At 47.9% G+C, this 16,427-nt stretch carries 14 protein-coding genes, 2 tRNA genes and 1 pseudogene; 8 read left to right on the top strand and 9 right to left on the bottom strand.

The window, feature by feature from the left end:
* Nucleotides 1-231: 231 nt before the first annotated feature.
* The gene (locus MON40_RS06915; RefSeq protein WP_039863092.1) at nt 232-597 is read left to right on the top strand and encodes an SEL1-like repeat protein; all 366 of its coding nucleotides are present in this window, start codon (nt 232-234) and stop codon (nt 595-597) included.
* A gap of 191 nt (nt 598-788) precedes the next feature.
* Here the strand turns inward: MON40_RS06915 and MON40_RS13540 are convergent.
* Nucleotides 789-899 (bottom strand): annotated as a pseudogene (locus tag MON40_RS13540) (IS5/IS1182 family transposase); the annotation flags it as partial.
* Between the two features lie 424 nt (nt 900-1,323).
* Between MON40_RS13540 and MON40_RS06910 the strand changes: the two are divergent.
* The 5 genes from MON40_RS06910 to MON40_RS06890 all read left to right on the top strand — a co-directional run bounded on the left by MON40_RS06910 (nt 1,324) and on the right by MON40_RS06890 (nt 5,259).
* Nucleotides 1,324-2,493, top strand: coding sequence for an NAD(P)H-dependent flavin oxidoreductase (locus tag MON40_RS06910; RefSeq protein WP_003778674.1), 1,170 nt, complete (start codon nt 1,324-1,326; stop codon nt 2,491-2,493).
* Nucleotides 2,494-2,772: 279 nt separating this feature from the next.
* Nucleotides 2,773-3,960: a succinyldiaminopimelate transaminase gene (dapC, locus tag MON40_RS06905; protein ID WP_003778673.1), complete on the top strand. Its 1,188-nt coding sequence runs from the start codon at nt 2,773-2,775 to the stop codon at nt 3,958-3,960.
* A gap of 177 nt (nt 3,961-4,137) precedes the next feature.
* The gene (yaaA, locus tag MON40_RS06900; protein ID WP_003778672.1) at nt 4,138-4,917 is read left to right on the top strand and encodes a peroxide stress protein YaaA; all 780 of its coding nucleotides are present in this window, start codon (nt 4,138-4,140) and stop codon (nt 4,915-4,917) included.
* Nucleotides 4,918-4,997: 80 nt separating this feature from the next.
* A tRNA-Ser gene (locus MON40_RS06895) sits at nt 4,998-5,088 on the top strand.
* Nucleotides 5,089-5,169: 81 nt separating this feature from the next.
* Nucleotides 5,170-5,259: transfer RNA gene (locus tag MON40_RS06890), tRNA-Ser, on the top strand.
* A 518-nt stretch (nt 5,260-5,777) separates the two neighbouring features.
* Here MON40_RS06890 and lolD read toward each other — a convergent pair.
* Nucleotides 5,778-6,458: a lipoprotein-releasing ABC transporter ATP-binding protein LolD gene (gene lolD / locus MON40_RS06885; protein WP_003760685.1), complete on the bottom strand. Its 681-nt coding sequence runs from the start codon at nt 6,456-6,458 to the stop codon at nt 5,778-5,780.
* A complete protein-coding gene (locus MON40_RS06880; RefSeq protein ID WP_003778670.1) occupies nt 6,451-7,701 on the bottom strand; it encodes a lipoprotein-releasing ABC transporter permease subunit in 1,251 nt (416 codons plus the stop codon). The genes lolD and MON40_RS06880 overlap by 8 nt, the downstream gene beginning before the upstream one ends.
* A 224-nt stretch (nt 7,702-7,925) precedes the next feature.
* Here MON40_RS06880 and MON40_RS06875 point away from each other — a divergent pair, with 224 nt between their 5' ends.
* Entirely contained in the window at nt 7,926-8,213 is a 288-nt protein-coding gene (locus MON40_RS06875; protein ID WP_003760695.1) for a hypothetical protein, read from the top strand.
* Between the two features lie 71 nt (nt 8,214-8,284).
* On the opposite strand, the gene recR is transcribed toward MON40_RS06875, so the two are convergent.
* The 3 genes from recR to MON40_RS06860 form a co-directional block, all read right to left on the bottom strand.
* Nucleotides 8,285-8,890, bottom strand: a complete 606-nt coding sequence (gene recR, locus MON40_RS06870) for a recombination mediator RecR (protein ID WP_003778669.1) — start codon at nt 8,888-8,890, stop codon at nt 8,285-8,287.
* Nucleotides 8,891-9,086: 196 nt separating this feature from the next.
* The gene (locus tag MON40_RS06865; RefSeq protein ID WP_242925827.1) at nt 9,087-10,937 is read right to left on the bottom strand and encodes a SurA N-terminal domain-containing protein; all 1,851 of its coding nucleotides are present in this window, start codon (nt 10,935-10,937) and stop codon (nt 9,087-9,089) included.
* A gap of 125 nt (nt 10,938-11,062) precedes the next feature.
* A complete protein-coding gene (locus MON40_RS06860; protein ID WP_003778666.1) occupies nt 11,063-11,413 on the bottom strand; it encodes an ArsC family reductase in 351 nt (116 codons plus the stop codon).
* A gap of 196 nt (nt 11,414-11,609) precedes the next feature.
* Here MON40_RS06860 and ygfZ point away from each other — a divergent pair, with 196 nt between their 5' ends.
* Nucleotides 11,610-12,464 carry a CAF17-like 4Fe-4S cluster assembly/insertion protein YgfZ gene (ygfZ, locus tag MON40_RS06855; protein WP_003778665.1) on the top strand — a complete coding sequence of 285 codons (855 nt, stop codon included), beginning with the start codon at nt 11,610-11,612 and terminating at the stop codon, nt 12,462-12,464.
* 202 nt (nt 12,465-12,666) lie between these two features.
* On the opposite strand, the gene MON40_RS06845 is transcribed toward ygfZ, so the two are convergent.
* The 3 genes from MON40_RS06845 to yddG form a co-directional block, all read right to left on the bottom strand.
* A complete protein-coding gene (locus MON40_RS06845; RefSeq protein WP_003778664.1) occupies nt 12,667-14,010 on the bottom strand; it encodes an aldehyde dehydrogenase family protein in 1,344 nt (447 codons plus the stop codon).
* Nucleotides 14,011-14,208: 198 nt separating this feature from the next.
* The gene (locus tag MON40_RS06840) at nt 14,209-15,057 is read right to left on the bottom strand and encodes an RTX iron-regulated FrpC family protein (RefSeq protein ID WP_242925826.1); all 849 of its coding nucleotides are present in this window, start codon (nt 15,055-15,057) and stop codon (nt 14,209-14,211) included.
* Between the two features lie 181 nt (nt 15,058-15,238).
* The gene (gene yddG / locus MON40_RS06835; RefSeq protein WP_147611974.1) at nt 15,239-16,162 is read right to left on the bottom strand and encodes an aromatic amino acid DMT transporter YddG; all 924 of its coding nucleotides are present in this window, start codon (nt 16,160-16,162) and stop codon (nt 15,239-15,241) included.
* Between the last annotated feature and the right edge of the window lie 265 nt (nt 16,163-16,427).

Below are 16,427 nucleotides of genomic sequence, written 5' to 3'. Positions count from 1 at the left end.
CGTGAACAAACTCATTTATCCACTATACAAAAAGGTCGTCTGAAAAATGAACCGCCACAAATCTTAGACAGATAAAAGACTATCCAGATAATCGGTGCAAGCCGGGTTCTACATCAGGAGGAGCGAGAAATGAAGGGAAACAAGTTACATTCAAGCCATATGACCCTTAAAATCATTTTGCTAGGTATATTTTTGTTATCTTGCAACCCCTCCTACGGCAAGGAGAGGCGCATGCAATCTGATGCCAATATGTCATTAAATGACAGCGTGTATATTTCTAAAACTGAGCTGGAAAAGTTAAAAATCGATGCCTCTTCCGGTAATGGTCAAGCAGCATCAAAATTAGCTCATTATTTTGCTTTTTATGAGTTTAACCAAGATAAATTTATATTTTGGTTAGTTCGGGCCGCTGAGTCGGGCAATACTCAAGCACAACATGATCTTGCCTATATATTCTTTGATCATTACCAAGACAGTAATGATAAAAACAAATTATATGAAGCAGAAAAATGGGCTCTGCGTGCTCAAAAAAATGGAATGCCTATTACTGGCTTATTAACTGAAATACAAACTGAAAAACAGAATTTGACAAGATAAACATGTCGGCAAACGGTCAAGTCGAAATCGGACAAAGTGCGGGCACCTGAAACTGCTTGCCCCGATAGTCCGTGTCTTTATCCGAGCAGGCGCATTCAACGGTATACGGGCAGCAGTCAAGGACACATAAGAACTTGAAAGGTAATACGCCTTTTGAGGTCTTACAGAATTATTTTTCTCAACCCGTTGTGTAAATATAGTGGATTAAATTTAAACCAGTACGGCGTTGCCTCGCCTTGCCGTACTATCTGTACTGTCTGCGGCTTCGTCGCCTTGTCCTGATTTAAATTTAATCCACTATAACACGGTGTCTTCTTATATCCCCAACATCTCATCGCAATAAACCAGTTATCCTCATTATTTCACCCATTAAGATGATCTGGAATGCATCTTTTTACAGTTTAAGTGGAATAGAAATAGGCAAAGCAGTCAGCCTTCATCCCAAACCAACCTTCGATAAATCAATCTTTCAGACGACCTAACCCGAAAAAATATTTCTTAGTTAACAATACTTTTCAAATTTAATTTGCAAAAACTGTATTGATACTCTAATTTTTGTCCACATTTAGAGTATAATTACTAAAACCTAAGATACAAGCAGCCCAATATCATCAGGTTCAGTAAAAAACCAAACCTTACCCATTGATTAAAAATAAATTTTCAAAAATCCAGCAAAGCCGGTCTGCCAATATCAGTCCGCTCCCGCAACCATCAAGGAACCCATACATGCAAAACAACTTCGACCCATTGCACATCCGAGGCAAATCATTGATTCCCGTCGTCCAAGGCGGGATGGGCGTGGGCGTTTCCGCATCGAAACTCTCCAGCGCGGTCGCCCGCGAAAACGGTGTCGGCACGATTGCCAGCGTCGATTTGCGCCACCTGCATGACGACCTGCTCGCCGAATCCAAAATCAACCCGAGCGAAGAAAAATACACCCGACTCAACTGCACCGCGCTTGACCGCGAAATCCAAAAAGCCAAAGCCGACGCAAACGGCAAAGGCATGATTGCCGTCAACGTCATGAAAGCCGTCAAAGACCACGCTGCCTACGTCCGCCAAGCCTGCGAATCGGGTGCGGACGCGATTGTGATGGGCGCGGGATTGCCGCTGGATTTGCCCGAAATGACCGAGGGTTATCACAAAGATGTCGCCCTGTTCCCGATTTTGTCCGAATCGCGCGGTATCGGCATCGTATTGAAACGCTGGATGAAAAAAGGTGTTTTGCCCGACGCCATCGTTATCGAACATCCCGCGCACGCTGCCGGACACTTGGGCGCGGCAAGCGTGGCAGGTGTGAACGATGCCAAGTTTGAATTCAAACGCGTCATCGAAGAAACTTTCGAAGTATTCAAGAACTTAGGTCTTGAAAGCGAAAAAATCCCGCTCATTCTCGCCGGCGGCATGGCGAACTTTGAAAAAGTCAAAACCGCGCTGAAAAACTGGGGCGCATCCGCCGTCCAAATCGGCACGGCGTTTGCGGTTACCGAAGAAGGCGATGCCCACATCAACTTCAAAAAAACGCTGGCAGGTGCGGAAACCGAGCATGTTGTCGAATTTATGTCCGTCGCCGGACTGCCCGCACGCGGTGTGCGCACCAAATTCCTAGACAGCTACATCAAGCGCGAATCCAAGCTGCAAGCCAATGCCAAAGCCGACCCGCGCCGCTGTACGCAAGGCTTGAACTGTCTGACCAGCTGCGGCCTGCGCGACGGTTTGGCAAAAGCCGGACAATTCTGCATTGACATCCAACTCTCCGCCGCCTTCCGTGGCGAAGTCGATAAAGGCTTGTTTTTCCGAGGTAAAGACCCGCTGCCGTTTGGCAACGCCATCCGCACGGTGCAAGAAACCATCCAATATCTGCTCAACGGCGCTCTTCCCGCAGCAGCCAAATAATTCATACCCGCAGATGAACGCTAAAAAAGGGCATATTTCAATATGCCCTTTTTTAGTGGATTAACTTTAAATCAGGACAAGGCGAGGCAACGCCGTACTGGTTTAAAGTTAATCCACTATATTTTGCCTGCAAATCGCGTGATGCTCAAAAAAGGTCGTCTGAAACCGATTTTCAGACGACCTTTTCTCTATGCTTCCTTCCTTTTCCTGCACACATTGTCAACAAAATCCGCATAAAAAATGCTAAGATGACCGTCTCGATAGACATTTGGAACACCCATGAACCCACTACTCAACCAGCTCCAACCCTATCCGTTTGCCCGCCTACGCGAAGCCATGCAGGGCGTTAACCCTCCCGAAGGCGTCACCCCCGTCCACCTTCACATCGGCGAACCGAAACACCCTACGCCCGAAGTCATTACCTCAGCACTGACCGCCTCGCTGCACGAACTGGAAAAATACCCCCTGACCGCAGGTCTGCCCGAGCTGCGCCAAGCCTGTGCCGACTGGCTGCAACGCCGTTACGACGGGTTGACCGTCAATCCCGATACAGAAGTCCTGCCCGTGCTCGGCAGCCGTGAAGCCTTGTTTTCCTTCGTTCAAGCTGTCTTAAATCCCGTTTCAGACGACCTCAAACCCGTCGTCCTCAGTCCCAATCCGTTCTACCAAATCTACGAAGGTGCAGCCATTCTCGGCGGCGGCGAAATCCGTTTCGCCAACTGTCCCGCCCCATCCTTCAAGCCCGATTGGAAAAGCATCGCCGAAGACGTATGGCAACGCACCAAAGTCATGTTCGTCTGCTCGCCCAACAACCCCAGCGGCAGCGTCCTGCAACTGGAAGACTGGCAAGAAATCTTTGATCTGCAAGACAAATACGGTTTCATCATTGCTTCCGACGAATGCTATTCCGAAATCTATTTCGACGGCAACAAACCCATAGGCGGCTTACAGGCGGCAGCGCAATTAGGGCGCAGCAACCGCAATATCGTCATGTTCACCAGCCTCTCCAAACGCTCCAACGTCCCCGGACTGCGCTCCGGTTTTGTCGCAGGCGATGCCGAATTGCTTAAAAACTTCCTGCTCTACCGCACCTACCACGGCAGCGCAATGAGCATCCCCGTCCAACGCGCCAGCATCGCCGCATGGAACGACGAGGAACACGTCATCGCCAACCGCCGCCTGTATCAGGAAAAATTCGACCGCGTCATCCCCATTTTCCAGCAGGCATTCGACGTCAAACTGCCTGATGCATCATTCTACATCTGGCTGAAAGTCCCCGATGGAGACGATTTGTCATTTGCCAAAAACCTCTGGCAAAAAGCCGCCATCCAAGTCCTCCCCGGCCGCTTCCTCGCCCGCGATACCGAATGGGGCAACCCCGGTGAAGGCTACGTCCGCATCGCCTTGGTCGCCGATGTCGATACCTGCGTCAAAGCCGCCGAAACCATCGTTTCCCTGTATCGCTGAATAAAGTAGTGATTCAATAAAAGGTCGTCTGAAAACCTCAAATCCGAGTTTTCAGACGACCTTTTTAATTTCATTCAAACAGCCTTTGCTATAACGGCATTTACTTCACTTATCAAACTTGCCCATAAAACATTTTAAACCTACAATGCCGCTGTTTATCACATCTCCGAGTCCATCATGTTCTTCGTCCTTTCCCCCGCCAAAAACCTCAATGAAAAAGACCCTGCGCCCGTCAAAGAATTCACCCAACCCGACCTCTTGGCAGAAGCCGAAATCCTGATGCGCCAATTGCGTGAACTTGCTCCGCAGCAAATCGCCGAGCTGATGCACGTTTCCGACAAAATCGCCCTCTTAAACGCCGAGCGCAACGCCGAATGGCATACGCCGTTTACCCCCGACAACGCCAAACAGGCAGTCTTTATGTTCAACGGCGACGTTTACGAAGGCATCGCCGCAGACACCCTCAAGCCCGAACAAATCCAATATCTGCAACAGCACGTCCGCCTGCTTTCCGGTCTCTACGGCGTTCTTCGCCCGCTGGATTTGATGCAGCCCTACCGCTTGGAAATGGGAACGGCGTTTGCCAACACACGCGGTAAGAACCTGTATGAATTTTGGGGCGACATCATCACCGACCTGCTGAACGATACCCTTGCCCAAGCAGGCAGCGACATATTGGTTAACCTCGCTTCGCAAGAATATTTCAAATCCGTCAACACTAAAAAACTTAAAGCCCGCCTGATTACCCCCGTTTTCAAAGATGAAAAAAACGGCAAATACAAAATCATCAGCTTCTACGCCAAACGCGCGCGCGGACTGATGGTACGCTACGCGGCGGAACACAATATTACCGACCCTGAAATGCTGAAAAATTTCGATTACGAAGGCTACGCATTTAACGCAGCAGCGTCGAATGAGTCCGAATGGGTGTTCATGCGTAAAGAACAAACCAAGTAAAAACAAAAAACTAAATATTCGCCTGCAAATTTCGCTTGGCAAACCCGATAAATTTCATTATTATTTCGGCTTCAAGAAACGGAAGCGTGGCAGAGCGGTTTAATGCAACGGTCTTGAAAACCGTCGAGGGTTGATAGCCCTCCGTGAGTTCGAATCTCACCGCTTCCGCCATTTCTTGAAAATAGAAAAACCAAATAAAAATGAAGTGAAGCCCAGCCATCAACATTTTTATTTGGTTTTACTTTATTCTACGGAAACGTGGCAGAGAGGCTGAATGCAGCGGACTCGAAATCCGCTGAGGGTGCAAATCCTCCGTGGGTTCGAATCCCACCGTTTCCGCCAAACCGGACAAAAGCTGCTATTTCCATAGCAGCTTTTTTTGAATCTGCCTCCCAAGTATTGGGTATGTATAGTGGGTGGGTTCAACTTCAAGGGGTATTCAGTTTTCAGACGACTTTGGATTCGGATTTCAAGTGCAACAGTGGTTGGAACAGATTCAAGAATAAAACACTTGGCGGTTTCGTAACCAAGTGTTTTTATTTGGCGGATAAGGATATTAATGTGTTGCATTGCAGGAAAGGCCGGTATGCTACCGCATACCGGCCTTTTTCTGTTATGGAAAGTTGCACTTCAAATGCGAATCCGCCGTCGTCTGAAAAGCATCTATAGTGAATTAACTTTAAACCAGTACGGCGTTGCCTCGCCTTAGCTCAAAGAGAACGATTCTCTAAGGTGCTGAAGCACCAAGTGAATCGGTTCCGTACTATCTGTACTGTCTACGGCTTCGTCGCCTTGTCCTGATTTAAATTTAATCCACTATATTACTTTTTCAGACGACCTTTGCGTATTTGCCGGATAAGTTACTGCTCTTCCAAGCGTCCGTCGTGCATCAGCATGACCCGCTCAAAGCGGACTGCCAACTCGTCATCATGCGTGACCACAATCAGGCTGGTATTCAACTCGGATTTCAGATCTAGCATCATATCCAGTACATTTTGCGCATTTTTACGGTCAAGATTGCCTGTCGGCTCGTCAGCAAGCAAACATTTGGGACGTGTTACCAGCGCGCGCGCAATGGCGGCACGTTGGCGTTCGCCACCGGAAAGCTCGCTGGGACGGTGCTGTATGCGCTTTTTCAAACCCGCTTTTTCCAACATTTCAACCGCACGCTGTTCTGCTTCGGCTTTTTTCATCTTGCCGATTAAAAGCGGCATCATGACGTTTTCCAAAGCGGAAAATTCAGGCAGCAAATGGTGGAACTGGTACACGAAACCCAAATACTGATTGCGCAGCAGACCCAGTTGTTTCTGTCCCAACTGACTCAAATCCTGCCCCATCAGCACCACGCTGCCGGAAGTCGGCTTATCCAAACCGCCCAAAATGTGCATCAATGTCGATTTGCCGCTACCGGACGAACCGATAATGCTGACGCTTTGACCTTCGAGCACTTCTAGCCTCAACTGATTCAAAACGTTGACATTCAATTGACCGTCTTTGTAGCTTTTGCTGACATTATCGCATTTCAAAACTACTTTATTCATAGCGCAAAGCCTCCGCCGGTTGGGTTCTTGCAGCACGCCAGCTTGGATAGAGCGTAGCGATAAACGACAAAATCAGGGAAATGCAGGCTATCAGCACAACATCATGAACACTGACATCACTCGGGATATAATCAATGAAATAAACTTGTGATTTGATGAATTGGAAACCAAACCAACTCTCTAACTGTTTGACAATACTGCCCACGTTCAAAGCCAGCGTGACACCGGTAATCACACCGGTTAAGGTGCCGAAAAAGCCGGCAAATACGCCCTGCACCATAAAAATTTTCATAATGCTGCCCGGGGAGACACCCAAAGTCCTCAAAATGGCAATATCAGCTTGTTTTTCCGTAACCGCCATGACCAAAGAAGAAACCAAGTTAAAGGTGGCTACGGCAACAATCAGCAGCAGAATGATGAACATCACCCTTTTCTCCATTTCTACGGCCTCGAAATAACTGCGGTTGGTGTACGTCCAATCGCGCAACCATACTTCTTCTTGCAGATTTTTCGGCAGCAGTGTTTCGGTGAACGACGGCGCGTTGATCGGATCGGCAAGTTTCAATCTCAAGCCTGCCGCATTTTCATCTAGGCGGTACAAGACTTGGGCATCTTTCATGTGTGTCAATGCCAGAGAATTGTTCAATTCATGGATTTTGGTTTTGACCAAGCCGACAACTTTAAATTGTTTCAGACGAGGTACGACACCGGCAGGCGTCACGTTGCCTTCAGGCGTAACGACAGTGATTTTTTCACCAACCTTTACATCCAAAGTCTCAGCCAAATCCTGTCCCAAAATAATATCGAATTCGCCCGGCTTCAAATCATCAAAACTGCCCACAGGCATTTCTTTACTGTATTCAACGATCTTTTTTTCTTCATCAGGCAAAATCCCGCGGATTTGAACACCTTGGACCTCACCCGCATTTGCCAGCAATGCCTGTCCTGAAACATAAGGTGCCGACTGAAGCACCTCTTTGCGTCCTTTAATAATCTCGCGCAGGCTCTCCCAGCTTTTACCGTTGCCGTTATCGTAATAACCCATTTCGGCATGAGGAGCCACTTTCAAAAGCTGCCCCCGTATGTCTCTCTGAAAGCCTGCCATGACTGACAATACAACAATCAAAGCCATCACACCGAGTGCAATACCTACAATAGAAATGACGGTGATAAACGACATGAAGCCATTGCGTTTTTTTGCCCGCAAATAGCGCAGTCCTATCCAAGTCTCTAAAGAAGCCATTTATATGCCTCATCCGTTTGTCAAAAAACGCCTATTGTACCGTAAAACCGACAGGTCGTCTGAATACGCCGAAACGACCGAGAATAGAGACATCGCAATTTGTAAACCAAAGTCTTCTTATTCAGGGCTACCGTAAAATCGGCCGAAAAACTTGCACAATCATCTATTCGGCCTTATTCTGAAATCGCGGTAAAGTTTACCGCCATCAAAAAGGAAAACCATTAATGAACATCACAAAATTCTTAGCATTATCCGTTGCCGCTGCCGGATTGGCATTCAGTGCAAATGCGTATGCGGCTAAGGAGATTAAAATCAGTTCAAACAATACGTCCTATTCCGCTGCCGACGTGCAAAAACTTGCCGCAACCGCAGTCGGCATGGGTGTTAAAGAACCGGTTAGCCTGACCGCAGGCAGCGGTGTCGTCACCGTGTCCGGCAGCAGCGCCACCAAATGTGCCTTCAAAGTAGGCAGCGGCGACACTCCGCAAATTCAAGGCGTAAGCTGCAAATAAACCGGCTTTGTTTGAAATAAGGTCGTCTGAAACGCGTTTTCAGACGACCTTATTGTTTATTCCTTATTGTTTTATTCCTTGATTGCGCGCCTTTCATAAACGGCCTGCGCCAAAGTCCCTGCATCGACATATTCCAACTCTCCCCCCAAAGGGATGCCTCTGGCAAGACGGCTGACTTTGTATGGAAGGTTTTTAAACAATTCTGCCAACACATACGCCGTCGCATCTCCTTCGGCAGTAAAATTTGTTGCAATGATGATTTCTTCGACATCGGCGTTCTGCAACCTTGCCACCAGTTTGTCCAATGCGATGGCACTCACATCCATCCCTTGCGCGGGACTGATTTGCCCCATCAGCACAAAATACAAACCGTCATGGCAATTGGCAGTTTCCATATTGGAGACATCTGCCGGCATGTGGACAATCATCAGGCGGCGTTTGTCGCGCGATTCGTCAGAACAGATATCACACAAACTCCCTTCGCAAAATGTGTTGCACATCCTGCAATGCTGGACTTGCTTTAATGCATATTGCAAAGCATCAACCAACTCCTGCGCCTGCTCCCGCTTGCTTTGCAGCAATTGATGCGCCATGCGCTGCGCGGATTTGGGACCGACATTGGGTAGAATTTTCAAGGCATTAATCAGCCGCGTAAAAGCATCGGGAGCTTTGCTCATGGTATTCAGACGACCTCTAACCGAAAAACAAGGAAAATCGGGATGTGTATAGTAGTGAAATCACTATATATTGATAGGGCAAGAAAGGCTGATTATATAATGAAAACGGTCGGATTTTCTCCGACCGTTTGATTCTGTTTAAGCCAGACGGGCAATCATGTTTGCCATGATTGCCGCCTACCTGTTCATCACCAGCTTACTCTGCTGAATTATCAACTTTTTGCGCACCTTGCTCGCGCTTGATTTCCTTGCTGAAATAACGCAGCAATGCGTCAAAAATGTTGGCAGACTGCTGTTGCGCCAGCATTTGTTTGGCAGCAGGCACTTGGGAAGCGATATTTTCCGGCGCGGCAATATTTTGTACTTCAACAATTACAGGAGCCGGCATGCCTTCCAGCAGCATGGCGTATGCAGGTTTGCCATTTTGCGGACGGGCTTTGATCAGTTCGTTATACGCTTCGGGTGCCATGGTTCGGCGTGCATCTTGCGCACTCAATTTCGATACTTCCGACCATTTCAAGTCAACTGCCTTGCCTGCCTTCAAAGCCTCGATGGCTTCTTTGGCTTTTTTATCGGCCAATTTTGCGGCCTCGCTGCGCAGATAAGCCAAACGCACTTCTTCTTGAACATCAGCGAAAGGCGCGGTTTTTTCTTCCCTGACTTCTTTGACACGAATAACCCAAACCGTATCTTTGTCCATGGAAATCAAATCGGAATTGTGTTTTTTCTTCAACACATCTTCACTGAACGCAGCATTAATCAATGCATCGGGCAAACCTGCTGCTTTACCATTGGCTTGAGTCAACCAATCTTGATCCAGGCTTTCCAGTTTCAGATTTGTTTTTTTGGCGACATCCGCTAGGGAAGTCGGCGTATTAAATGCTTCTTCAGAAAGCTTTTCTTTGGCCGAATTGAATTCGGAAGCAGCTTTTTTCAGCTTCAAATCGGCTTCGATACGGGCTTTTTCATGTTCTAAAGATACTTTGTCTTCGATATTCAAAACTTGGACGATATCGTAGCCGACCGGCGTTTGAACCACATCGCTGATTCCGCCTTTAGGCAGCGAAAACGCCACGTTTTCCAAATCCGTACCCAAGCCGCCGTCTTTAGACAGATAGCCCAAGTTGCCGCCTTTGGAAGCAGACGTAGTGTCTTTTGAATATTTTTGCGCCAACGCAGCAAAATCAGCCGGCTTGGCTTTCAGCTCTGCCGCAACTTTGTCTGCTTCGGCTTTGATTGCCGCGCGTACCGTTTCATCGGCATCTTGAGGAACTGGGAAGAAGATGTGGGCAATTTCACGGCGGGGCGAAAGATGGGGCGCCTGCTCGTCAAATGCTTTTTTCACTTCGTCTTCGCTGACGGTCTGTTTGTCCGCCAAATCTTTGGCACTCAGGGCGATGTATTCCAATTTCACGCCTTGCGGAATCAGATAATCTTTTTTGTGCGCCTCATAATATGCCTTCAATGCGGCATCATCGACTTTTACTTGAGAAACAAAGGCTTCAGGATTGAATGTTACCGAACGGATATCGCGGGTCGCCTGAGTCAGCTTAATCAGCTGCTCTGCTTGCGCATCGCTGATAATCGCACCGTTTTGCACCAAATTGATCAAACTTTGCAACGCATACCGTTCGCGGATGTCGGCGACAAACTGGTCTTCCGTCATATGGCGCTGGCTCAGGAAGTTTGAAAAGATCTGTTGGCTGAATTTACCGTTTTGGTCGTGAAAGTTAGGGTCATCCACGATCAGTTGTTTAAGCTGTTCTTGGGAAACTTCCACGCCCATCAGCTTGGCACCTTCCTTCAGATAGGCGCGTTGAACCAAAGATTGGAATACTGCTCCCCGCGACGGGCTTTGACCTTGAAGCTGCTCACCTTGCAACTCATTATTCAAAGAATACTCACTGATTTTTTCATCCCCTATTTTGACGATAAAATCAGAGCCGGGCGCAGCAACCGTGCTGACACCGAAGCCGACGAAGGTCAGCGCGATCAGACCCAACAAAATCTGGGCCGGAGTTTTATATTTTTCAACGGTATGGAACATATTATCTGAAGACGTAATGGTTAAAATAGCAAACGCGCATTGTAGCGCGTTTTGCCTTGTTATGCACTCTTGGCAGAACGCCGGTCCGACTTATTTTTCAGACGACCCCATTCCGCCGTATCGTGTTATTTTGAAAAAATTTCTTGATAGTTTTCTTCAGAAAAGCCGATGAAAAACCGCCCTTCCTTTTCCAAAACTGGACGCTTGATGATGCTGGGCTGTTCCGCCATCAATCGAACCGCGCCATCGGCAGTAGCCGCAGCGGCTTGTGCTTGCTCATCCAATTTGCGCCACGTCGTACCGCGTTTGTTCAATAAAACCTCCAGCGGTATCTGCTCCAACCATTTGCTTATCGTGTCAACTTGCGGCGGGCTCTTTTTAAAATCCACAAATTGAAAATCAACGCCATGTTCTTCCAACCATTTGCGGGCTTTTTTCACCGTATCGCAATTGGGAATGCCGTATAACTGAATCATCTTGAAATCACTCTCTATCCTAAAGAAAAAGCGCCGTCATTTTAGCCGATTTTCCTTTTAATCAGAACAAAATGGGTCGTCTGAAACCTTTTCAGACGACCTCTGTATACTTTTCCTATACTCAACGGCTTTTTTCATCAAGCGTTTGTTCTTATAATATCAAACTATTCCATTGCTACCCGACAAAGGATTCCACATGCAAAGCCGCCTGCCATTTTTTGGTGTCGTCCGAGTCAGCGGGGAGGACAGAGCCTCCTTTCTTCACGGCCAATTATCCAACGACATCAACCATCTGAACGAAAATACCGCATGTTATGCCACTTACAACACCCCGAAAGGGCGCGTGTTGGCAAATATGATTGTCCTCAACCGAGGAGAAGATTTGCTGCTGATTATGGCGCAGGATCTGACCGAAGCCATCGTCAAACGGTTGCGCATGTTTGTCCTGAGAGCCAAAGTCATCTTTGAACCGCTGCCCGATTTTGCCGTCACAGGCGAGTTGGACGAAACTGCCTCCCCCGCTCCCACAGCCGAACCTGCCCTATCCTTTCCTGCCCAAGCAGACGATGGGGTATACACCATTATCCTGCCCCATTCAGGTCGTCTGAAAATCGGCGAAGCCGGGCTTCTACCCGAATATGACGCGGCAGCCGAAAACGCTTGGAACCTGCACGAAATCCGCAGCGGCTACGCTTGGATTTCGACGGCAACCAAAGAAACTGCCGTTGCCCAAATGCTCAACCAACACATCATCGGCGGCGTACATTTCAAAAAAGGCTGCTATCCGGGACAAGAAATCATCGCCCGCGCCCAATATCGCGGACAAGTCAAACGCGGGCTGGCGGTTTTGCGGGGCGATTCGTTGGAAGCCGCAGGCGTTGCCGTTCAAAACGGAGGCGAAGAAGCCGGACAAATCATCAATACCGCGCTGACCGATACCGGCAGCCTGAGTCTTGCAGTTATCAAATTTTCCGCAGCACACGCCGATTTGACCGATGCCGACGGTAATGCTTTAAAACAAGAAACCTTGTTCTTTACAGTGGATGCTTGACGCGCAGCTATCGGTCAATTCTCCATCTTATAGTGGATTAAATTTAAATCAGGACAAGGCGACGAAGCCGCAGACAGTACAGATAGTACGGCAAGGCGAGGCAACGCCGTACTGGTTTAAAGTTAATCCACTATAAAAAGGTCGTCTGAAAACGCAACATAGACACTCCCGGCGTTTTCAGACGACCTTTTTCAATCCTTCCTTATTTCTGCCAATACGTTTTCACGTTCACAAATTCATACAACCCGAATTCAGACAATTCCCGTCCGTAACCGGAAGCCTTGACGCCGCCAAAGGGAAGGCGCAGGTCGCTGCTGGTGTGGCGGTTGATAAAGACCGAGCCTGCTTGGATTTTTTCGGCAAACGCCCAAGCGCGGCGGGTATCGGCGGTATAAATGCTGGCCCCCAGTCCGTAGGGCGTATCGTTGGCAAGGGCGACGGCGTGTTCCTCGTCCTTCGCCCGCAAAATCATGGCAACCGGCCCGAAAACCTCTTCATTCCAAACGCGGCAGTCGGGATTCACTTTGTCCAATACGGTGGCAGGGTAAAACCAGCCCTTTCCTTCGGGAATGAAACCGCCCGTCAAAACCTCTGCGCCGTGTGCGACTGCGTCCTGTACTTGAGCATGTACGTTTGCGCGCAAGTCTTCGCGGTGCAGCGGGGCAAGCGTGGTTGCAGGGTCTTTGGGATTGCCCGTTTGCAATTTGGCGCATTCGGCAAGAAACAGGGGGATGAAGCGGTCGGCAATGGCTTCGGTTACGACAACTCGTTTGGCTGCGTTGCAAGACTGACCCGCATCGCGGAAACGCGAATAACAGGCTTCGACGGCGGCACGTTCGAGATCCGCATCGGGCATGACGATGAAGGGGTTGCTGCCGCCGAGTTCGAGGACGTTTTTTTTGAGGTGCATTCCCGCATGGGCGGCGAGCAGGCGGCCGGTCCGCGTCGAGCCGGTAAACGCCATCGCATCAGTGTCTTCAATGGCTTTCAACGTATCGTCGTTGTCCAACCATGCGCCAATCAACGGGAGGTCGTCTGAAACCAGTTCCAACAGCGCAGCGCTGACCCGAGCAACACTGGGCGCAGGTTTGACGGCACAAGCGTTTCCCGCGCACAGGGCTGGAATGGCAAAACGCAAAACCTGCCAGACAGGATAGTTCCACGGCATGACGGCAAGCACAACACCCAACGGCTCAAAACGCACCTGACTAAGGCTCGCCTGCGTGGCAATGGTCTTATGCGCCAGCAACTCGAGGGCAAGGCGGACGTAATATCGGATGAGCTCGACGGATTTATCCAGTTCGGCACGGCATTCATGCAGGCAGCGTCCGACTTCTTCGCAAACCATTTCCGCAAGCCGCTCCTTGTTTTGCGCCAAACGCTCGGCAAAAGCTTGCAGCAAAGCAGTCCGCCCAATTACACCCAACCGCGCAAACGCCTGCTGGCGCACCTTCAACGCTGCCAATTCTTGTGCAAACTCTGCATAACCCTGCGCAGGACGGCGGCAAAGGGTTTCGCCGGTATAGGCGTTGATGCTGTGAAACATGGTTCGGCTCCTTTGTATGTCGGTTTTATTTTAGGTCGTCTGAAAATTAAGACGTTCTTTCAGACGATGTTTGTTCATCAAAGATGGCGCGATTATATAGCAAACTCGGATAGAACATCTCCACACAGTTCTTCTCCTTTTAATTCAGCCTGTTGTTATCCATTTAAAATAATCATAAGTTAGGATCCTAAAATAAAATTACTTGATAAAACTTTTAATTAATTTCTCTATTTTTAGATGATATTCAATCAACTCTTGTTGAGAAGGTTGCTTAGAAAAATTTCCATATTCATGTGCACTGATACTAGGATAATAATCTACTGACAAACCATTTATGCATGAGTCAACTGCGATTGAAAAATGTGGTTCATTAAGTTTTTTTCCATTTTTTCTACCATCATCCCTTACTTGTATTCTTACTGGATTTTCATCATCTCTAATATAATTAAATTCATGATAGAACGGTTCTTCATTAAACCTTTCATATGCTTTATAGTCTTTAGAGTAAGAAGTTATTTCTTTTGAACCGTACCTGAACATCATTTTCGTAACATACTTGGGATCTAAAAGGCATTCAGAATTTTTCTGAATCGAAATAGTGTCTATCATCGGTAGATCATCCTTCAATGCCTTAACAAATTTATCTTTATTCTCCCGATTAAAAGGCTCTAAAATCCAAGAATCTCCTTTGCGTTTGGCATGGACGTAAATATCAAGCCTACCGCCCTTATAGATTTTTTCCTCGTCCGACATCCATCTTGTTGCCGAATTTCGGGACGAACCTGCCAAATAACCGTAAGGTACGCTCAGCAACGTCCCATCCAAATCAATTTTAATATTTCTTTCAAAGCCTGTTATGGGTATCTGATTGTCCATTTCTACTTCTTCCTTATTTTCTGAAGATGGATAACAAGCTGCCAAAGCGAATGAACCCAAAACTGCTATTAGAGCTGATAGCTTCTTCAATACCCTATCTTTTCCACATTCCACTTTTACTCTTCCTGTAACAGATTTCTGATTAATCAGACCAGCTGAAATACAATCCATTATCAATTTCTGATTCCTGTAGAAATACCATATTCTCATAAACCAGCAATTTATTTCAGATAAATGGTATTTAACTTAAGCAAACGTATCATTACAACTGAAAATACAACAAAAGGTCGTCTGAAAATATTTAGACGACCTTTTGTTGTATTTTCAAAAACCCTGATGTAAGGACCGAGAACTACTCAATTCGTCTGAAACTGAAGTTCTGCGTCGCAAGCCAGCACACGCCTGAGCCGATGCAGACCATAATCGCGCCCTGCCAAAACTGAACAGACAGGGGCGCATTGAGCAGGAAGGAGGAAATGAGAGCAGAAAAAATGGGAATGAAATAGGAAGCGCCTGCCAAAACGGTCATATTGCCGCATGAAATGCCGATGTTCCAAACCGCATAGCCCAATCCCATGCAGGCTGCGGCGGCAACGGCATAAAGTATGGCGCCGGTATCGAAATGAAGGCTGCCGTAGCCGCCTGCGAAATATTTTGCCCACAGGATGCAGGAGACGAGGAGGAAGAAAAAACCGACGGCATTGCCCTGCGCTTTGGTTCTGGCGGTCAGGGTGCAGTATGCCGCCCAAAACAGCGCGTCCAACAATGCCATGATGTAACTGAGCGGATTGGTTCGGACGTTGCCGATAATCTCGGGCAAAGAGAATCCGCCGTCACCGCCTAAAACGGTGGCAATACCTATAAACGACAGGGCAAAGCCTATGCCTATCCACCATTTTGCCGGCTGCTTGTTAAACCAAACCGCGCCGATGATGGTAAACGTCGGCCAAAGATAATTGACCATGCCGACTTCGACCGCTTGGCGTGCGTTGTCGGCAAAACCGATGGAAAGAGACAGGCACAATTCGCAGCCGACGAAAAAAATGCTTGCCCAGAAAAGGTAGCTGCGGCTGAACTGCCGCAAATTCGGCAATCCGAAAATAGCCAAGAGCAACAAAGTGGAAAGGCTGTACATCACCGCCGCGCCGCCGACCGCCCCCATGTGCAGGCTCAAGGCGCGTATCAATCCGACGACGGAACTCCAAAAGGCTACGGCAAGCAGACCTATGGATGTGGCTTGATTGGGGGTAAATGCGTGTTGGAGCAGACGGTTCATGATGTGTTGTGTTGGAATTTGTTTTATTGTGTAATTTTTTGATATTTTACGCCTCCTGTTTGCATAATCAAGAGGAAAGGTCGTCTGAAAACCGATATCAACCCTCTCCCCCTCTCCCAATCCAGAATATAACGAAATCGCATTAAATTAAAACCAAGCATTCTTTCCGTTTTTCAGACGACTTGTTTACAGTATCGCCACTGTTTTCAGAAAAATCACCATTCAACCAAACAATTAAAGCCGCGCAGGCAAACGCTCTGCCTCA

The organism is Neisseria macacae ATCC 33926 (assembly GCF_022749495.1).
Classification (GTDB): domain Bacteria; phylum Pseudomonadota; class Gammaproteobacteria; order Burkholderiales; family Neisseriaceae; genus Neisseria; species Neisseria macacae.
The sequence above is the reverse complement of the archived record's forward strand: the minus strand, read 5'-3'. Positions and strand labels throughout refer to the sequence as shown.